Below are 17,634 nucleotides of genomic sequence, written 5' to 3'. Positions count from 1 at the left end.
CGCACAAGTCAGCCCGTCCCCCATGAGTTACCCATGTCCGTACGAAATCAGTCGTCGCCCCGAGCTTTTACAAGTGCCGAGTCGTATCGATTCCGAGCGACATACCCGCGAGTCCGCGGCGTCGCACCGAGAGTTTTTCGGCGATCTCGAGCAGTGCCTTGGCCGCCGGATTCTCCGGATCGCACAAGACGATCGGGGTGCCCTCGTCACCCGCCTCGCGCAACCCTTGCTCGATCGGAATCTGGCCCAGCAATGGCACATTCGCTCCGACGGCTCGGGTGAGACGCTCGGCGACGGACTGGCCGCCACCGGAACCGTAGAGGTCCATCCGGGTGCCGTCGGGCAGATCGAGCCAGGACATATTCTCGATAACACCCGCGATCCGCTGCCGGGTCTGCAGTGCGATCGCACCGGCGCGTTCGGCGACCTCGGCGGCGGCGGGCTGCGGCGTGGTAACCACCAGGATCTCCGCGTTCGGGATCAGCTGTGCGATGGAGATCGCGACATCGCCGGTGCCGGGCGGTAGATCCAGCAGCAGCACATCGAGATCGCCCCAGAACACATCGGCGAGGAATTGTTGCAGTGCGCGGTGCAGCATCGGACCGCGCCACACCACCGGCGTATTGCCCTGGGTGAACTGCGCGATGGAAATCAGCTTCACATTGTGCGACTGCGGCGGCATGATCATCCGCTCGACCTGCGTCGGGCGCGCGTCGGTACCGAGCATCCGCGGAATCGAGTGGCCGTAGATATCCGCGTCGAGCACACCGACGGACAGCCCGCGCGCGGCCATCGCGGCAGCGAGATTGACCGTGACACTGGACTTTCCGACGCCACCCTTGCCGGAGGCCACCGCGTACACGCGGGTGAGCGAACCGGGTTGGGCAAACGGGATGACCGGATCGGCGGAGTCGCCGCGCAACTGCTTGCGCAGGTTCGTGCGCTGCTCATCGCTCATCACATCGAGGTCCACCGTGATCGCGCCGATGCCGGCGACGTCGGCCACCGCCTTGGTGACCCGCTGTGTGATCTCGGTGCGCAGCGGGCAGCCCGCCGTCGTCAGATAGACCTCTATATGGACATTGCTGTCGGCACCGATCACGATGCTCTTCACCATGCCCAATTCGGTGATTGGTTTGCGGATCTCCGGGTCGTCGACCTTTGCGAGGGCTCCCCGTACATCCGCTTCCGTAACCACTGGCATGGCACGAATTTTACGTTGTGTCAGATTCGCGGCAGGTCCCCGGGCTTCGGTGCGATACCGGAGGCATAGGAACCGGCCCACGCCATCACATTGGCGACGTAGGCCATGGAGTTGTTGTAGCGCAGGATCGCCTTGGTCTGTTGGGTGAGATCGCGCATATTCAATCCGCCGTCACACAGGTATCGGCCCGCGGTCAGCGCCGCGTCGAACAGATTCTGCGGATCGGCGATGCCGTCGCCGTTACCGTCGGCGGCGTAGCGCTTCCAGGTCTCCGGCAGGAACTGCATCGGGCCGATGGCGCGGTCGTATCCGCTGAGCCCATCCAGCGCGCCGCCGTCGGTATCGCGAATGACATGGTTGCCGGTGAGGCTGCCGTCGAGCACCGGACCGTAGATCGGTGTCAGCGGATTGCCGTCCGCGTCGGCCTTGCCACCGAAGGCGTGGGTCGATTCGACCCGGCCGATCCCGGCGAGCAGATACCACGGCATGCCGCAGACCGGATTCTCGGCGGCGAGCGTGCGTTCGGCGTTCTGATAGGCGGCGACGGCGACGCCGGGAATGCCGAGCGGGCCCGGTGGCAGTGCGGCCGGTTGCCTACCATCGGGCAGCGCAACGGTTTTCACGATCGGCGGTGCACTCGGCGACTGCTTTGCCATTGCGTGCGCGACGTTTTCGATCGCCGCCGGTTCCGCGGCGACGGCTAGTACCGCCGCCTGGTCATCTCGCTCGTCCTCCGGAATGTGTTGCAGGACAGACGACGCGGTCGGATCGGTGGTGCCGGCGGTCGCGGCGACAGCCACGAGTCCAGCGGGGACCAATCCGGTCAATGCGATAACGGAGCTGCGCTTGATCGTCGCAGGTGACTGCTTTCGGTGACGCCCCACTGTGTGGTGACCCTCCCATTGGCTCGGTAACGAGCCCTTCGTGATGGACGAAGTTGAGAGTACCGCATTCGAGATCTTTTTGTTACTGCTTCGTTATCGGATTTCGGTGTGGCGTAATCCGTTTGATATCGGTCCTGGTCTCAGGCCTGCGGGGCCGGCGCGGGCATCGGGATAACGATGCCGAACGGTAGCGTGATGCCCGGTGCGGGCGGCGGGGCGGCCGCCTCGGACTGCGTCGGCTCCGGCGCATCGGACACTCCGGGCTCCGGTGTCTTCTCCGGGGTGACCTGCGGCGTTTCGCCCGGCAATTGCGCGGGAGGCTGCCCATTGAGCGCGGGCTGAGCAGCACCGGGTTGAGCCGAATCCGGTTGGGGTGGGATGCAATTGGCGGGTTGCTGCGGCTGCTGTTGCGGCTGATCTTGCGGCAGAGGATCTTTCGGCTTGCCGTAGTCCGCACTGTAGGTCTGCGCCGGCGCGACGGGCGACTGCGCCGGATCGCCCGGTGCGGGCAGCTGCGCCGGGACCACCTGCCGCGGATCGCACGGCGGCTTGGGGACCGGCCGCGGGCAGAAGATGCCGCACGGAATCGGCGGCAGACCGGGGATGGTGATCATCACCTCGGTCGGCGTCTGGATGGTCACCATATTCGGCGGCGGTTCGGTCGTGGTGGTGGTGGTGGTCGTCGGCGCCGTCGAGGATGCGGCCAACATGTCCTGGCCAGCCGTGGTCGGCGCGGTGCCCGGCGGGATGAGATCGGGAGAGATTCGCACCTGGCTCGGGGTGCCGCCGGTGCGGTAGGCCGCCGACCAGCTCAGCACGTTGGCGGCGTAGGCGAGCGAGTTGTTGTAGCGCAGCACCGCGCGCAGTTCCTGCTGCGGATCGCGCAGGTTCAGCCCGCCCGAGCACAGGTACTTGCCCGCGGCGAGCGAGGCATCGAAGACATTCTGTGGATCGGCGACACCGTCACCGTTGCCGTCGGCGGCGTAAAGGCTCCAAGTCTTGGGCAGGAACTGCATCGGCCCGATGGCGCGCACCGGGGTGCCGTCGGCGGCCTTGATCACTTCGTTGCCTGGTAGTGACCCATCCAGCGCGGGGCCGAAGATCGGCGTCACGGCGGTGCCTACGGCGTCGGTGCGCCCGCCGCCCGCGTGGAGCGATTCGATCCGCCCGATCCCGGCCAGCAGGCTCCATGACAGGCCGCAGCCGGGCATCGAAGATTCCAGTGCGAGTTCGGCATTGCGATATGCCGCGAGCACGATTTCCGGGATACCGAGCGCGCCGCCGGTGGCGGGCAGCACCAGGTCCTGCAACGGCACCGAACCCGCGAAAAGCGGGCTGCCGGCGGCAAGCGGATTCATTGCTCGAAGTTTGCGGGGAGTCTCTGGTGTTACCGGAAGGAGACCAACTGTCCGGGACAATGCGCTCCCGTCGATGTTGCCGGATGTTCCGTCATCGGTGGCCGAGCCGGTCGATGTCGCGAGCAGCGCCTCTGGGGCGGTATCGAGAGTCGTGGACAGGGTGGCATTGGTACCCGATCCGGTGGCCACAAGACCGGCTACGACCAGGGCCGAGACGGTTATCGGAGCAGAGATTCGCATTCGGCCACACCAATCCTCTACGTCGTGAGAGCGTGTGTCCGAGACATCCCCGGCCCGTACGCTCGGGACAACGTCGTCCAGGTTACCCGTGGGTCACAACGTTATAGAGCATTTCCTGTCAATCGTCAGCAACAGGCGGTGCAACCTGAACTGTGCCCGCCTTTCTGCCGGAGCTTTTCTTGCGAACGGCCTTAGCGGGTTTATCGGAGCTCGACCCGGATTCCGCGAACCGCGCGGCCTCGATCCGGTCCAGCACCTCCCGCATTTCCTCCAATTCCCTGCGCATGTAATCGCGCGTAGCAACTTCGCCGAGCGCGATTCGCAGCGACGCGAGCTCGCGAGCGAGGAATTCGGTATCGGCCTTGGTCTGGGCGGCCCTGCTGCGGTCCTCCTCCAGCGACACCCGGTCGCGGTTGTCTTGTCGGTTCTGCGCCAACAGAATCAGCGGCGCGGCATAGGCGGCCTGGGTGGAGAACGCGAGGTTGAGCAGGATGAACGGATACGGGTCCCAGCGCAGCGCGACCACGGAGATGTTCAGCACGATCCAGACGACCACCACAATGGTCTGCAGCGCCAAATAGCGTCCCGTGCCGAGGAATCGGGCGACCCGCTCGCTGGATCGGGCCATCGCCTCGGCGTCGTAGTCGAAGCGGAAGCGGGACCCCACCGGCGTTTCCAGGCGCTGGCGCGCCGGAGTCTTCTCACTCGGCATCGACTACCCCCTCCTGGCCGACGACCGTATCTTCCTGCTCGCGCCAATCCTGCGGTAGTAGATGATCGAGCACGTCGTCCACGCTGACCGCGCCGAGCAGGTGGTTCTCGGCATCCACCACCGGGCCGCAGACCAGGTTGTAGGTGGCGAAATAGCGGGTCACCGCACCGAGCGGGGTACCGGGAGGCAGCGGGGCCAGACCGGCATCGAGGATGCCGCCGACCAGATGTGCCGGAGGTTCGCGCAGCAGTCGCTGCAAATGCACCGAGCCGAGGAAGCGGCCGGTCGGCGTCGCGGTGGGCGGCCGCACCACGAACACCATGCTGGCCAGTGCGGGGGTCAGATCCGGATTGCGCACCCGGGCAAGCGCTTCGGCGACCGTGGTGGCCGGGGTCAGGATCACCGCTTTCGGTGTCATCAGACCACCTGCGGTATCGGGGGAGTGCTGCAGCAGCCTGCGGACCGGTTCGGACTCCTCCGGATCCATCAGTGCCAGCAGCGATTCTCGCTCATTGGTGGGCAGTTCGCCGAGCAAGTCGGCGGCGTCGTCGGGATCCATCGCCTCGAGCAGATCGGCGGCGCGGCGCACCTCGAGCTGGCCGAGTAGATCCACCTGGTCGTCGTTGGGGAGTTCCTGCACGACATCGGCGAGTCGCTCGTCGTCGAGTGCGACCGCCACCTCGATGCGCCGCTTCTCCGGAAGTTCGCGCAGCAGATGGGCGACATCGGCGGGGCGCAGTCCCTCGAATTGTTCGAGCAGTTGGGTGACGTCCTGACCCGGCCGGCCGATTTCGTACGGCGTCAGACCGCTGACCTGGGTCCAGTCCACGACATGTACGGTTCGGCGACGGCCGAGCCGGCGATGTCCGCGCACCGCGACCCTGGTGACCCGCCAGTCTCTGGTCCGGGACTGTTCGATACCGAGATCGACCACAAGTACATCGACATCCGCGAGGTCCGGCAGATCCGGATCGGCAACGCGCACCGAAGAATCCACGATCTGTGCGAGGGCGAGCATCTCGCCCGGACGCTGGTTGAAGCGGCGCAGACTCACCGTGCCGGTATTGAGGGCGACGACACCGGGGTCGATCGTGGTCACCCGCAGCATGGGCACGAAAATTCGCCGTCGGGAGGGCAATTCGACGACCAGGCCGTGCACCCGGGGCTGCTGGCGGTCGTAGCGGACGGCCACGACGACGTCGCGGATGCGGCCGATAGACTCGCCGTCCGGGCCGAGTACCACCAGTCCGGCCAGCCTGGCGACGTACACCCTGGTTGCTGCCATGGTTGTCAGGTTAGAGGGTACGCGGACCGGTACTCGCACCATGCCACGATCGACGGGAGTGATCATGAAACCGCGCCGCTCGGTGCTCGCCTGCCCCGGTAGCAGCAAGAAGATGATCGATAAGGCCAAGGGGCTGCCGGTCGACGAGGTATTTCTCGATCTGGAGGATGCGGTCGCGCCGGCCGTCAAGGCGGAGGCCCGCGCGAATATCGTGGCGGCGCTGAACGACACCGGCTGGGGCGATCAACTGCGGGTGGTGCGGGTCAACGACTGGACCACCCAGTGGACCTACACCGATGTGATCACCGTGGTCGAGGGCGCGGGTGCGGCACTGGACGCGATCCTGCTGCCGAAGGTGACCGATGCCGGTCAGGTGCGCGCGCTGGACCTGCTGCTGACCCAGTTGGAGAAGTCGAGCGGGCTCGCGGTCGGGCGGATCGGTATCGAACCGCAGATCGAGAACGCCCTGGGTCTGCGCAATATAGATGACATCGCGACCGCGAGCCCCCGGGTGCAGACCCTGGTCTTCGGCCCGGCCGACTTCATGGCCAGTATCAATATGCGCACGCTGGTGGTCGGTGAACAGCCCGAAGGTTATGACACCGGCGATGCCTACCACCACATTCTGATGACCATCCTGCTCACCGCCCGCGCGCACGGCCTGCAGGCAATCGACGGTCCCTACCTGCAAATTCGGGATATCGACGGATTCCGCCGGGCGGCCGGGCGCACCGCCGCACTCGGTTTCGACGGTAAATGGGTGCTGCACCCCGGACAGATCGAGGCCGCGAACGAGATCTTCAGTCCGCGCCAGGCCGATTACGATCGCGCCGAGCTGATTCTGGATGCCTACGCCTTCCACACCTCCGAAAAGGGTGGTGCGCGCGGAGCGGTAATGCTCGGCGACGAAATGATCGATGAGGCCAGCGCGAAGATGGCTCAGGTAATCGCAGATAAGGGTCGGGCCGCCGGAATGCTGCGATCTCCAGAGATGGGGACCACGCGTTTCACTCCCCCCAACTCCCATTCGGAATAGCAGAATAGAGATATGACGAATCCCTTGGGGAACTCGAATCGCGCGCGCCAGGGTCTGCCGACGCCGCCATCGGGCTGGCCGGTCGGCTCGTATCCGACCTACGCCGAGGCCCAGAAGGCCGTCGACTTCCTAGCCGACAACCAGTTCCCCGTGCAAGACGTGACCATCGTCGGCGTGGACCTGATGCAGGTCGAACGCGTGTTGTATCGACTGACCTGGGGCAAGGTGGTCGGCGGCGGAGTGGTTTCGGGCGCGTGGCTCGGTCTGTTCCTCGGCCTGCTCCTGAGCCTGTTCACCACCAGTGGTGGCTTCGCGCCGGTGCTGGTCGGTTTGGTCGGCGGCATCATCTTCGGCGTCATCTCTACCTCGATCCCGTACGCGGCGACCAGGGGCCAGCGCGATTTCGCCTCCACCATGCAGTTGGTGGCAGGCCGCTATGACGTGCTGTGCGACCCGAAGTCGGCCGAGCAGGCTCGGGACATGCTGGCACGGTTGGCGATCTGAGCGATGGAAGTTGTGGACAAGGTCCGCACCGAGGTGCTGGATCACTTCGGCGCGGCGTCAACGGGTGTCGATTCCGCGTCGGTAACCTTCCTCGGTCTCGAGTCCATCGAGATCCTGCGCATTCCGGGCGACGAGCTGGTGCACTACCTCACCCTCGGCGGATCACGTCATCCCATGGGCGATCCCAGTGACCTGCACGCCGATCCGATGCGTGGGCCGCGGGCCGAATTGGTGCTGACACTGCGTGCCGGGGTCGGCCCGAGTTCCGGACTCGCCCGCACCCTTGGTGTGCTCGTCGCGGCACCCGCCGTGGAAGGTGTTGTGCTGCAAGTCGATGCGCTGCTGGACCTGGGGGAGCCGATATGGCGCGATGCGCCGTTCACCGCGGTGTTGTTGGGGGACAGCGATATTCCCGAGGTGGTGCTGCCCGAGCCAGCCGAACCCGTGCGGTATTTCGCGGTGGTTCCGGTGACCGCGACCGAGGCGGCCTGGGTGCGGGTGCGCGGTGCGCAGGCATTGCGTGATGCGTGGGCCGAGGCCGGTATCGATGTGCACGATCCGACACGCGGCGCTGTGTCACTGTAGTTCTGGTGTCAGAGCCAGTTGTTGCGATGGAAGTTGATGTACAGACCGGTGCAGACGGTCGCGATGAGCAGCAACACGGCCGGATAGCCCCAGACCTGGTTCAGCTCCGGCATATGCTCGAAGTTCATCCCGTAGATCCCGGCGATCATCGTCGGCACCGCAGCGATGGCGACCCTCGCGGAGATCTTGCGCATATCGGTGTTCTGCTGGACGCCGACCTTGGCCAGCGCCGCGGTGATCAGTGCGCTGAGCGCCTCGTCGAAATCGTTGATCCGCTCGGCCACCGCGGTGTGGTGGTCGGCGACATCGCGCAGATAACGCCGAATCTCTTTGGGTAGTGGCATTGTGGTGTTGCGGCCGAGTGCTTCGAGCGCGGTGCCGAGCGGATTCACCGCGCGACGCAGCTCCACGATCTCTCGCTTGAGCTGGTAGATCGATTCGATGGTCACCGTGCTGCGCGGTGTGAAGACCTCTTCTTCCATCTCGTCGATATCGTTCTCGACCGACTGGGCCACCGTCACATAGGAATCCACGACATGGTCGGCTACCGCGTGCAGCACCGCACCGGGACCGAGCATGAGCTGGTCGGGCTGATCCTCCAATTCCTTTCGGACACCGGCCAATCCGGTGTGCTCGCCGTGCCGCACGGTCACCGTGAAATTGGGGCCGGTGAAGACCATGATGTCACCGGTCTCCACGATCTCACTGACCGAATGGATCTCGTGCGGGACGTAGCTGACGGTGCGCAGGACGAGGAACAAGGTGTCGTCGTAGCGTTCCAGTTTCGGCCGCTGATGACCGTGGATCACGTCCTCGACGGCCAGCGGGTGCAGGTCGAAGACCTTGGCGATATCGGCCATCTGGTACTCGTCCGGATCGTGCAGTCCGACCCAAACGAATCCGGCGCCGCGCTTGCTGACCTCGGCCATCGCTTCCGCATGGCCGAAGTGGCCGGGCAGTCGCCTGCCGTCGACGTAGACGGCGCAGTCGACCACCGCACGCGCGGTGGGGACGGGGATGTGGGGCAGCGGCGTGTGCGCCCGGCCCGAGCCGCGAAACGACGGTAGCGGCGGAATAGATGGCACGGGTTGATGCTACGTCGCGTGCGCGTGCGTGCGCCGTGCGAGCGCACGGTATGAAAGAAGGCGTGCGCATCGACCTGCATACCCATTCGACCGCGTCCGACGGCACCGATACCCCGGCCGAACTCGTCCGGAACGCGGCAGCAGCCGGTTTGGACGTCGTCGCGATCACCGATCACGACACCACCGCCGGGTGGGCCGAGGCCACCGAGGCGCTACCGAAGGGTTTGACGTTGGTGCGCGGCATGGAGATGTCGTGTATCGGACTCGGTGAAGACGGGTGGCCGGTCCCGGTGCATCTGCTCGCATACCTCTTCGATCCGACCGATCGGTGTTTCGCCGATGAGCGGGAACGCTTGCGTGCCGAACGGGTCGAGCGGTTGCGCGCGATGGCCGAGCGGATGCGCGACGACGGACTACCCATCGATCCGGACGCGGTCCTGGCCTCGGCGGGGCCGTCGGCCGGCCGCCCTCATCTGGCACGCGCACTCGTCGCGGCCGGTGTGGTGCCGACCGTGGACGCGGCCTTCACCGAATTGCTGGCCCCGCACGGCCGCTACTACGCGGAGAAGGCGGATACACCGCTGCGCCGGGCCGTCGAAATGATCGCGGCCGCGGGCGGGGTCAGCGTGCTCGCGCATACCCGGGCACGTAAGCGCGGACGGCTGCTGGCGATCGACGATATTCGGGAACTGGCCACGCTCGGACTCGGCGGGCTCGAGATCGATCATCCGGACCATTCTGCGGCCGATCGTGCCCTGCTGACGGAGTTGTCCGCCGAACTCGGCCTCATCAGCACCGGATCGTCGGACTATCACGGCTCCAACAAAACCATCCGGCTCGGTGAATTCACCACCGATCCCGCGCAATTCGAGGAACTCGCGGGCAAAGCGACAGGTGTGCCGGTGATCGCCTCGTGAGAGTGCTGCGCGGACTCAGCGGAATTGTCGCCGGTGGGATGTTCGTGCTGGCCCTCGTCGTTGTCGGTACCGCGGTTATCGCTGCTCGGCGTGGCTTTCCCGGACCCGGCGGCGAATCGGTGACCTGGCATGTCGCAACCTCAGCGATCGGCATCGGCGCACAGATTTTTTCGGATCGACATCGAGGTTTCGCCGCTTTTTCCGGATCGATGGTCGTTTTCATTGTCGGCGGAATATTGCTCTGGACGCAGTGGTGGAGCTGATATATCCGGAAAGGTTGCGGCCACGTGAATTGTGGCCGAACATTTCTCTTTGTGACGGAATTCGAGACGGATGTGCTCGTCCTCGGCGGCGGTCCCGCCGGGGTCTGGGCCGCCATCTCCGCCGCCACCGCGGGCGCTCGGGTGGCGCTCGTGGACAAGAGCCGCTGCGGCGCGAGCGGGCCGACTGCTACCGGGACGACCTCGCTCTGGAATATCCCGCCGGGGTCCGCGCGGGATGAGGCGGTGCGGCGCGCGTACGCGCACGGCGGCGGGCTCGGCGAACCGGAGTGGATGCTGCGCGTACTCGACGAAACGCATCGGCGGGTCGAACAGTTGGTGGCGTGGGGCTACCGGTTTCCGGGTGCGGGCACTGGGGGAGCGGCACTCCGCGTATGCCTGGACGGCGCGAGCTATCTGCGCCGGATGCGCCGCAACCTGTTCGAAGCCGGGGTGCGCATTCTCGATCATCATCCCGCCCTGCAACTGCTCGTCGATCGCGATGGCGCGGTCGCCGGTGCGGTCGGTGTGCAGTCGCGCAACAGCTTTCGGACCTGGACCATCCGAGCCGGGGCGGTCGTCGTGGCCACCGGCGGTTGCGCGTTCCTCTCCGGCGGCGCGGGCACCGATGTGGATACCGGCGACGGATTGCTGTTCGCCGCCGAGGCGGGCGCGCAACTGTCGGGGATGGAATTCTCCTGCGCGTACGGTCTCGCGCCGGTTGTCCCCACTCCGCGCGACGCCCCCATCAGTCTCGGGCTGGCCCTGCATTTCGCGACGCTCTACGACGAATCCGGCGCGGAGATCACCGGTCATCGCTCCGCGGCATTCACCGCGATGGCGGATGGCCGCCGAATCTACGCGGCCTTGGAAGATGTGCCGTACCCGGTTCGGCGCTGGCTCGCCAGACAGGGGTTGGTCGACCACACCCGTCGGGTCCCGCTGCGCGCGGTGCTCGAGGGCACGGTCCGTGGGACCGGTGGGTTGTGCATAGCCGGAATGGACTGCGCGACCACCGTGGCCGGACTCTACGGCGCGGGCGATGTGATGACGCGCGAGCCGATCACCGGCGCGGTCAGCAGCTTCGGCGGTCCGGGCGGAGCGTGGGCCATCGCCTCGGGCGTGTGGGCCGGTAAAGGTGCCGCGCGGTGCGCGCGCGGGCGCGGCATGACCGGTCCGGTGCGTGCGGTCCCCGGTGCGGGACTGAATCCGGTGGCCCGCATCGATCCGCGCGCGGTGGTCGGGTTGGTGCAGGAACACACGCTGCCGTTGCGGCGCAGCTACTGGCGCAGCGCCGGGAGTTTGCGCGACAGCATCGGCGAACTCGACGCCATGTGGCCGGGCGCCGAATTCGACCTCGGCGGATTCGGGGTGGATCGGTTGCGGGCCAGGCAGGCGGCGGCGCTGCTCGCGGTGGCACGCTGGACCAAATACAGTGCGCTCGCGCGGACGGAGAGTCGCGGAATGCACCGGCGCACTGATCATCCCAGTGCCGCGGCCGATTGGCGGGTGCGGCTGACCTCCGGCGGACTCGAGACGGTGTGGGTACGGTCAGATCCACGCCAGGCGGTCGCCGGTATGGTGCCCGAGCCCGCGGCGCGGCCGGAGTTCTCCGCTGCCGTTGGGACAGCTCACCGGAGACCGCAGCCGGGCCGCGAAACCGCGAGTTTCTGCTTACCGTTCCCAGGAACATGTCGAAACGTTCCCGAGACCTGACGTATTACTCCGCAGGTCTGCTCGTGGACCACCGCCTGGCCTCAGCCTGGGTCTCCAGCGAGCGTTCAACATCCGACGCAACGCGCCTGGACGATGCTGCAATGTAACGAATAGTCAACTGGCAGTGTGGTTTTCGCCGCCATCGGACTGCGCCTGGCCGGTACCGAGTCGGGAGACGACACGCCGGTTTGGCAATGCGTCGTCCCGGCTGGCAGAATGTTGCGGATTCCCGCCTATGCCACCGCCGGGTTGGGGAATACCGGCGATCACCGCCTCGCGACGCACCGTCGCGACCTGATGATCCCCCCGCACATTTTGTACGGACGCACCCGTCCGCCCGTCGCTCTGCGGATCAGTGCCGATCCATATTTCGGTATCGGACCGTCGGACTTCGACGCCTGCGGTCCAACCCGAAACGTCCCGGTCAGCGCACTCGATGAGCGTATGAATCACCTACTACCAACTACCCGGCGGTAACCCGTCCCCGGTTTGTCCGACCCGAGCAGGAGTGAAATCGTGTCACCTGTGACTGACGCACCGAATGCCACTGCAAGCCTTTCCGAAATCACGCACGACGAGATTTTTGCAGGTCATCTCGGTGGCAAACTATCGGTCGAGCTCGCCGCGCCGCTGGATACCCAGCGCGACCTTTCCATCGCCTACACCCCCGGTGTCGCGAAGGTCAGCCTGGCCATCGCGGAGGACGCCGCGCTGGCCAAGCGCTACACCTGGACCGACCGCCTGGTGGTCGTGGTGAGTGACGGCACCGCGGTGCTCGGCCTCGGTGACATCGGCCCGCGTGGCTCGCTGCCGGTGATGGAGGGCAAGGCGGCGCTGTTCAAGAAGTTCGCGGGACTGAACTCGATCCCGATCGTCCTGGACACCAAGGATGTCGACGAGATCGTGGAGACCATCGTCCGGCTGCGCCCGAGCTTCGGCGCGGTGAATCTGGAGGACATCTCGGCACCGCGCTGCTTCGAGATCGAGCAGCGGCTCATCGAGGCCCTCGACTGCCCGGTCATGCACGACGACCAGCACGGCACCGCCATCGTGGTGCTGGCCGCCCTCAATGGCGCGGCCAAGGTGCAGGGCCGTGACATCGATGGTCTGAAGGTCGTGGTGTCCGGCGCCGGTGCCGCCGGTGTCGCGTGCACGAACATCCTGCTCGCCGCGGGCGTCAAGGATGTGATCGTGCTCGATTCGAAGGGCATCATCGACCGCGAGCGCGGCGACCTCAACGACGTGAAGTCCGAACTGGCGCAGCGCACCAACCCGCGCGGACTCGTCGGTGGCGCGGCCGAGGCGCTGGACGGCGCCGATGTGTTCCTCGGACTCTCCGCGGGCACCATCGCCGAGGAACTGATCGCCTCGATGGCGCCGGAGTCGATCGTGTTCGCCATGTCGAATCCGAATCCGGAAATCCACCCCGATGTCGCGCACAAGTACGCGGCGATCGTGGCCACCGGGCGCAGCGATTTCCCGAACCAGATCAACAACGTGCTGGCATTCCCGGGCGTCTTCAAGGGCGCGCTGGACGCGGGCGCGCGCCGTATCACCGAGGGCATGAAGATCGCCGCCGCTGATGCCATCCTCAGCGTGGTCGCCGATGAACTCGGTCCGGACAAGATCGTGCCGAGCCCGCTCGATCCGCGCGTCGCACCGGCCGTCGCCGAGGCCGTGGCCGCCGCCGCCCGCGCGGAGGGCGTCGCGTAACTCGACCCGGAAATGCGGGGCTGCGCACCAGGGTGCGCAGCCCCGTATTGCGTTGTGCGGGTTGATCAGTGCGGAATGGAGACGGCCGAGACGAACTCGGCGATTTCGCGGTCGCTGAGATTCCTGGCGATATCGGATTCGCAGATCATGCCGACGAGTCGCTTCTTCGCGTCGATCACCGGGAGCCGTTTGATCCGATCCTGCTCCATCATGTCCAGAACCTCGCGGACATCGGCGTCGGCCGATACCCAGCGTGGCGTGCCCTGGGCCAGATCTCCGGCCCGTACCTTGCTCGGATCATGGCCCATCGCAATGCATTTCACGACGATGTCGCGGTCGGTCAGCATGCCGACGAGCCGGTCGTCGCTGCCGATCGGCAGTGCGCCGACATCGAGCCTGCGCATCACCTGCGCGGCCCGATCCAGCGTTTCATCCGCGGGGATCCACTCCGCGTTTTCGTGCATGATGTCGCGCGCTTTCATAGAGCGGCTGTTCACGGTACGCCTCCTGGTCTCGGATGAGTGATCCCGCAGGTGCGCACTCCGCGATCGTGCGTCGAGCATCCGCGAAGCAAACTCCTGCGGCACGTCACATCGTGACCCATGTCACATCAATGGTCAATGCGTCCGCGGCCTCAGCTGCTGGTCTGCAGGATTCCGGCGGGGGTGACAGGGAGTTGCGGGGTGCGGCGCAGGCGGCCGGTGCCGGGTGCGCTGGCCCAGACTGCGAACGCCAACAGGCCGTCCATGAGCATGGCGAGGACCGCGACCAGCAGGGCTCCGACCAGGACGCGATCGTAGCGGTAGATGGCGATGCCGTCGAAGATATAGCGACCGAGGCCGCCCAGATTGACGAAGGCCGCGATAGTGGCGGTGGCGATGACCTGCAAGGTGGCCCCACGCAGGCCGGTGAGCAGGATCGGCAGCGCATTGGGGACCTCGACGCGGAAGAGGATCTGGCGCTCGGTCATGCCCATGGCGCGCGAGGCGTCCACGACATCGGCCGGGACATTGGCGATACCGGCATAGGCACCGGCCAACAGCGGCGGAATGCCGACCGTGACCAGCGCGAGCAGCGGTGGAATCAGGCCGAGCCCGAGGCCGAGCACCAGAAATGTGAGCAGGCCGAGGGTTGGTAGGGCGCGCATGGCATTGGCGAATCCGACCAGCAATGCGGAACCACGCCGGGTGTGCCCGATCACCAGCCCGAGTGGGACCGCGACGGCCGCGGAGACGACAACCGTCAGGAAGCTGTACCAGAGGTGCTCGGCGATGCGGTGTTGGATACCCGCCGGGCCGCTCCAGTTCGCCCCGTCGGTGAAGTAGTGCCAGGCATCGATGAATAGGTTCATGCCACAGCGCCTTTCGCGGTCCTGGCGTCCGCACGCGTCCACGGGGTCGCCCAGCGCCCGATGGCGTACACCAGGCGGTCGAAGATCAGGGCCAGCGCCAGCGTCACGATGATGCCCGCGATGATCTCGTCCGGATAGTCGCGCTGATAGCCCTGCGTGAAGAGTTTGCCGAGCCCGCCGACACCGATCAATGCGCCGACCGAAACCATGGCGATATTCGTGACCACCACGACTCGCAGGCTGGAGACGAAAACCGGTATGGCCAACGGCATATCGACGGTCACGGTGCGTCGCAGCGAACTGAAGCCGACCGCGTCGGCGGCGTCGATCACGGTGGGCGACACCGAATCCAGCGCCGTCGGCACCGCGATCACGAGCAGCGCCGTCGAATACACGGTGAGCGCGATGATCACATTCAGCGGATCGATGGTCGAGATCCCGGCCAGCGGCGGAATGATCACGAACAGGGCCAGCGACGGAATCGTGTACGACAGGCTGGCCACCGCCACCGTGACGCGCCGCAGCCAGGAGATCCGGCGCACCAACGCGCCGATTGGAATCGCGATGATCAGCCCGAGCAGCAGCGGCACCAATGCGAGATACAGATGAGTCCTGGTGAAACCCATGATCTCGGAGAAGTTGTCGATCAGATACTTCATGCGCTTTCGGTTTCGAAGAAGTGCCGATTGCGCGTGTCGTCCTCCGCCGTGCGCTGCCCCGCGAGCTGCTCGAGTACCTCGGGAGCCCGGATGCCGCCGCGCGTGGCGCCGGAATCGTCAACGGCGACACCGATTCCCGACGGCGAGGAAATCGCCGCGTCCAGCGCCTGCCGGAGATCGCCGTCCGGCGGGAAGAGTGATCCACCGGCGGCGATGCTGTCGTGCAAGGCCCGCCCGGCTCGAATGCCCTCGACGCCGGTGACATCGATCCATCCGCGCGGAATACCGGAATCGGTGACCACCAATACCCATTCGCCCCGGTCCAGGCGCAAATCGGCGAGTTCGGGCTCGGTGGCGGTGTGAATCTCGTGCAGTGTCAGGCTATCCGCCTTGCGGAACGACAGTGCGCGATAGCCGCGATCGCGTCCGACGAAATCGGCCACGAAATCGGTTGCGGGCGCGGCGAGTACGTGCTGGGGTTCGTCGTATTGCTGGAGGATGCCACCCGGTCCGAATACCGCGAGCCGATCGCCGAGCTTCACCGCCTCATCGATGTCATGGGTGACGAACACAATGGTCTTGTGCAATTCGGCTTGCAGCCGCACCATTTCGGCCTGCAACTCCTCGCGCACCACCGGATCGACCGCACTGAATGGTTCGTCCATCAAGAGCACCGGCGGATCGGCGGCCAGTGCCCTGGCCACCCCGACCCGCTGCTGCTGTCCGCCCGAGAGCTGGGCCGGATAACGGGTGGCCAGCGATCGGTCCAGCCCGACCCGGTCCAGCACCTCGAGTGCGGCCGCGCGGGCCGTGCGGCGCCGAACCCCTTGCAGCACAGGCACGGTCGCGACATTGTCGACGACCGTCCGATGCGGCAGAAGTCCGGCGCTCTGGATCACGTATCCGATACCGAGCCGCAGCTCGACCGGATTCATCGTCGAAATATCCGCACCGTCAACGGTGATGGTGCCCGAACTGGGCGTAATCATCCGGTTGATCATGCGCATCGACGTGGTCTTGCCGCAGCCCGACGGTCCGACGAAGACGGTGAACGAGCCGGATTCGATGCGCAGATCGAGTTCGGAGACGGCGTGGGTGCCGTCCGGATAGGTCTTGCTGATACGGCTGAATTCGATATCGGACACGCTGGCTCCTACCCGGTCGGCGTGTTCAGCCCTTGGGCGGCGACCCATTGCTGTGCTGCGGCCTTGGGCTCGGTCTTGCTGCTACCGGAGACCGCCTCGTTGAGCTTCACCAGTTGGTCGGTGGTCAGTTTCGCGGAGACCGCATTGAGCGCGGCGAGTGCCTTATCGGTCTTCTTGGCGGTGTTGAACAGCGGCACCACATTCTGGGCGGGGAAGTTGTGCTTCGGATCCTCCAGCACCACAAGATTGTTCTGTGCGATTGCCGGGGAGGTGGTGAAGATATTGGCCGCGGTGACCGTGCCCTCGACCAGCGCGCGCACCGTCGCGGGCCCGCCGCCGTCGGCGATCGGCACGAAATTGTTCGCGGCGATATCCAGGTTGTAGTTCTTCTTCAGACCGGGCAGACCGCCCGCGCGCTCCTGGAATTCGGCGGGCGCACCGAACTTCACCTCGGCCGAATGCGCGGCAAGGTCGGCGATGCTGTGCAGGTTCCAGCGCTCGGCGGTGGCCTTGGTGACCACGACCGCGTCCGAGTCCTGGCCGGGGGCCGGGGTGCCGATGGCGAGATCGGAGCCCGAACCGGTAGAACCCAGTGCCGTGGTGAGCGCGGTGTCGATATCGGTGGAAGTGGTTGCGGTGGTGTTCTTGTCCAGGTACTGCAGCAGGTTGCCGTTGTACTCCGGGATCACCGAGATCGCGCACTTGCGCAGTGCCGGGATGTAGGCTTCGCGGCTCCCGATATTGAGTTTGGTGTCGACAGTGAATCCGTTGACACGCAACACTTCCGCGTAGATATTCGCGACCGTCTCGGACTCCGGGAAGTTCGCCGAGCCGACGGTCAGCCCGTCACCCTCGCAATTGCCCTTGGCCGCAAGCGGGTCGGAATTCCCACAGGCGGACAGGATCATCGCGGCGGCCAGCGCCGCGGCGGCGACGAGAATGCGGGCGGCGCGCAGCGTCAGCCGCAGCGCGAACCGCCC

At 66.0% G+C, this 17,634-nt stretch carries 18 protein-coding genes; 7 read left to right on the top strand and 11 right to left on the bottom strand.

Features of this window, described 5'->3' with window-relative positions:
- Positions 1-67: 67 nt before the first annotated feature.
- The 5 genes from AB0J29_RS13585 to AB0J29_RS13565 all read right to left on the bottom strand — a co-directional run bounded on the left by AB0J29_RS13585 (position 68) and on the right by AB0J29_RS13565 (position 5,683).
- On the bottom strand, positions 68-1,204 hold the full coding sequence (locus tag AB0J29_RS13585; protein ID WP_364784264.1) for an Mrp/NBP35 family ATP-binding protein: 1,137 nt from the start codon (positions 1,202-1,204) through the stop codon (positions 68-70).
- Positions 1,205-1,224: 20 nt separating this feature from the next.
- Positions 1,225-2,088, bottom strand: coding sequence for a lytic murein transglycosylase (locus AB0J29_RS13580; RefSeq protein ID WP_364784261.1), 864 nt, complete (start codon positions 2,086-2,088; stop codon positions 1,225-1,227).
- Between the two features lie 140 nt (positions 2,089-2,228).
- A complete protein-coding gene (locus AB0J29_RS13575; RefSeq protein WP_364784258.1) occupies positions 2,229-3,686 on the bottom strand; it encodes a lytic murein transglycosylase in 1,458 nt (485 codons plus the stop codon).
- Positions 3,687-3,804: 118 nt separating this feature from the next.
- Complete coding sequence (locus AB0J29_RS13570) at positions 3,805-4,398, bottom strand: DUF1003 domain-containing protein (RefSeq protein WP_364784255.1); 594 nt, start codon at positions 4,396-4,398, stop codon at positions 3,805-3,807.
- Complete coding sequence (locus AB0J29_RS13565; protein WP_364784252.1) at positions 4,388-5,683, bottom strand: CBS domain-containing protein; 1,296 nt, start codon at positions 5,681-5,683, stop codon at positions 4,388-4,390. Before AB0J29_RS13565 ends, AB0J29_RS13570 begins: the two co-directional genes overlap by 11 nt.
- Before the next feature lie 64 nt (positions 5,684-5,747).
- Here AB0J29_RS13565 and AB0J29_RS13560 point away from each other — a divergent pair, with 64 nt between their 5' ends.
- Genes AB0J29_RS13560 through AB0J29_RS13550 form a run of 3 tightly spaced genes read left to right on the top strand, consistent with a single transcriptional unit; the run spans position 5,748 to position 7,808 of the window.
- Positions 5,748-6,719: a CoA ester lyase gene (locus AB0J29_RS13560; RefSeq protein ID WP_364784249.1), complete on the top strand. Its 972-nt coding sequence runs from the start codon at positions 5,748-5,750 to the stop codon at positions 6,717-6,719.
- Between the two features lie 12 nt (positions 6,720-6,731).
- The gene (locus tag AB0J29_RS13555; RefSeq protein ID WP_364784246.1) at positions 6,732-7,223 is read left to right on the top strand and encodes a general stress protein; all 492 of its coding nucleotides are present in this window, start codon (positions 6,732-6,734) and stop codon (positions 7,221-7,223) included.
- Between the two features lie 3 nt (positions 7,224-7,226).
- On the top strand, positions 7,227-7,808 hold the full coding sequence (locus tag AB0J29_RS13550) for a suppressor of fused domain protein (RefSeq protein WP_364784243.1): 582 nt from the start codon (positions 7,227-7,229) through the stop codon (positions 7,806-7,808).
- Between the two features lie 8 nt (positions 7,809-7,816).
- On the opposite strand, the gene AB0J29_RS13545 is transcribed toward AB0J29_RS13550, so the two are convergent.
- A complete protein-coding gene (locus AB0J29_RS13545) occupies positions 7,817-8,893 on the bottom strand; it encodes a magnesium and cobalt transport protein CorA (protein ID WP_364784240.1) in 1,077 nt (358 codons plus the stop codon).
- A gap of 62 nt (positions 8,894-8,955) precedes the next feature.
- On the opposite strand from AB0J29_RS13545, the gene AB0J29_RS13540 reads away from it, so the two are divergent.
- The 4 genes from AB0J29_RS13540 to AB0J29_RS13525 all read left to right on the top strand — a co-directional run bounded on the left by AB0J29_RS13540 (position 8,956) and on the right by AB0J29_RS13525 (position 13,499).
- Positions 8,956-9,810, top strand: a complete 855-nt coding sequence (locus tag AB0J29_RS13540) for a PHP domain-containing protein (protein ID WP_364784339.1) — start codon at positions 8,956-8,958, stop codon at positions 9,808-9,810.
- Positions 9,807-10,073, top strand: coding sequence for a hypothetical protein (locus AB0J29_RS13535; protein WP_364784237.1), 267 nt, complete (start codon positions 9,807-9,809; stop codon positions 10,071-10,073). The genes AB0J29_RS13540 and AB0J29_RS13535 overlap by 4 nt, the downstream gene beginning before the upstream one ends.
- A 51-nt stretch (positions 10,074-10,124) precedes the next feature.
- Entirely contained in the window at positions 10,125-11,786 is a 1,662-nt protein-coding gene (locus AB0J29_RS13530) for an FAD-binding protein (RefSeq protein ID WP_364784234.1), read from the top strand.
- Positions 11,787-12,311: 525 nt separating this feature from the next.
- A complete protein-coding gene (locus AB0J29_RS13525) occupies positions 12,312-13,499 on the top strand; it encodes an NADP-dependent malic enzyme (protein ID WP_364784336.1) in 1,188 nt (395 codons plus the stop codon).
- A gap of 65 nt (positions 13,500-13,564) precedes the next feature.
- On the opposite strand, the gene AB0J29_RS13520 is transcribed toward AB0J29_RS13525, so the two are convergent.
- The 5 genes from AB0J29_RS13520 to AB0J29_RS13500 form a co-directional block, all read right to left on the bottom strand.
- The gene (locus tag AB0J29_RS13520) at positions 13,565-13,981 is read right to left on the bottom strand and encodes a CBS domain-containing protein (RefSeq protein ID WP_364784333.1); all 417 of its coding nucleotides are present in this window, start codon (positions 13,979-13,981) and stop codon (positions 13,565-13,567) included.
- 152 nt (positions 13,982-14,133) lie between these two features.
- Positions 14,134-14,850, bottom strand: coding sequence for an ABC transporter permease (locus AB0J29_RS13515; protein ID WP_364784231.1), 717 nt, complete (start codon positions 14,848-14,850; stop codon positions 14,134-14,136).
- On the bottom strand, positions 14,847-15,509 hold the full coding sequence (locus tag AB0J29_RS13510; RefSeq protein ID WP_364784228.1) for an ABC transporter permease: 663 nt from the start codon (positions 15,507-15,509) through the stop codon (positions 14,847-14,849). Before AB0J29_RS13510 ends, AB0J29_RS13515 begins: the two co-directional genes overlap by 4 nt.
- Positions 15,506-16,702, bottom strand: coding sequence for an ATP-binding cassette domain-containing protein (locus AB0J29_RS13505; protein WP_364784225.1), 1,197 nt, complete (start codon positions 16,700-16,702; stop codon positions 15,506-15,508). Before AB0J29_RS13505 ends, AB0J29_RS13510 begins: the two co-directional genes overlap by 4 nt.
- Positions 16,663-17,562, bottom strand: coding sequence for an ABC transporter substrate-binding protein (locus AB0J29_RS13500; protein ID WP_364784330.1), 900 nt, complete (start codon positions 17,560-17,562; stop codon positions 16,663-16,665). The genes AB0J29_RS13505 and AB0J29_RS13500 overlap by 40 nt, the downstream gene beginning before the upstream one ends.
- Between the last annotated feature and the right edge of the window lie 72 nt (positions 17,563-17,634).

The sequence above is a fragment of the Nocardia sp. NPDC049707 genome, assembly GCF_040674855.1.
In the GTDB taxonomy this organism is placed as follows: Bacteria; Actinomycetota; Actinomycetes; order Mycobacteriales; family Mycobacteriaceae; genus Nocardia.
Note: the sequence above shows the minus strand (reverse complement) of the source record. Positions and strands in the feature narration are given on the sequence as shown.

Excerpts from the sequence above, each read along its gene's own strand:
- AB0J29_RS13510 (WP_364784228.1), bottom strand. The coding sequence starts at position 15,509 with ATGAAGTATCTGATCGACAACTTCTCCGAGATCATGGGTTTCACCAGG.
- AB0J29_RS13585 (WP_364784264.1), bottom strand. The coding sequence starts at position 1,204 with ATGCCAGTGGTTACGGAAGCGGATGTACGGGGAGCCCTCGCAAAGGTC.
- AB0J29_RS13505 (WP_364784225.1), bottom strand. The coding sequence starts at position 16,702 with ATGGGTCGCCGCCCAAGGGCTGAACACGCCGACCGGGTAGGAGCCAGC.
- AB0J29_RS13550 (WP_364784243.1), top strand. The coding sequence starts at position 7,227 with ATGGAAGTTGTGGACAAGGTCCGCACCGAGGTGCTGGATCACTTCGGC.
- AB0J29_RS13560 (WP_364784249.1), top strand. The coding sequence starts at position 5,748 with ATGAAACCGCGCCGCTCGGTGCTCGCCTGCCCCGGTAGCAGCAAGAAG.
- AB0J29_RS13555 (WP_364784246.1), top strand. The coding sequence starts at position 6,732 with ATGACGAATCCCTTGGGGAACTCGAATCGCGCGCGCCAGGGTCTGCCG.
- AB0J29_RS13575 (WP_364784258.1), bottom strand. The coding sequence starts at position 3,686 with ATGCGAATCTCTGCTCCGATAACCGTCTCGGCCCTGGTCGTAGCCGGT.
- AB0J29_RS13515 (WP_364784231.1), bottom strand. The coding sequence starts at position 14,850 with ATGAACCTATTCATCGATGCCTGGCACTACTTCACCGACGGGGCGAAC.
- AB0J29_RS13520 (WP_364784333.1), bottom strand. The coding sequence starts at position 13,981 with ATGAAAGCGCGCGACATCATGCACGAAAACGCGGAGTGGATCCCCGCG.
- AB0J29_RS13500 (WP_364784330.1), bottom strand. The coding sequence starts at position 17,562 with ATGATCCTGTCCGCCTGTGGGAATTCCGACCCGCTTGCGGCCAAGGGC.
- AB0J29_RS13570 (WP_364784255.1), bottom strand. The coding sequence starts at position 4,398 with ATGCCGAGTGAGAAGACTCCGGCGCGCCAGCGCCTGGAAACGCCGGTG.
- AB0J29_RS13565 (WP_364784252.1), bottom strand. The coding sequence starts at position 5,683 with ATGGCAGCAACCAGGGTGTACGTCGCCAGGCTGGCCGGACTGGTGGTA.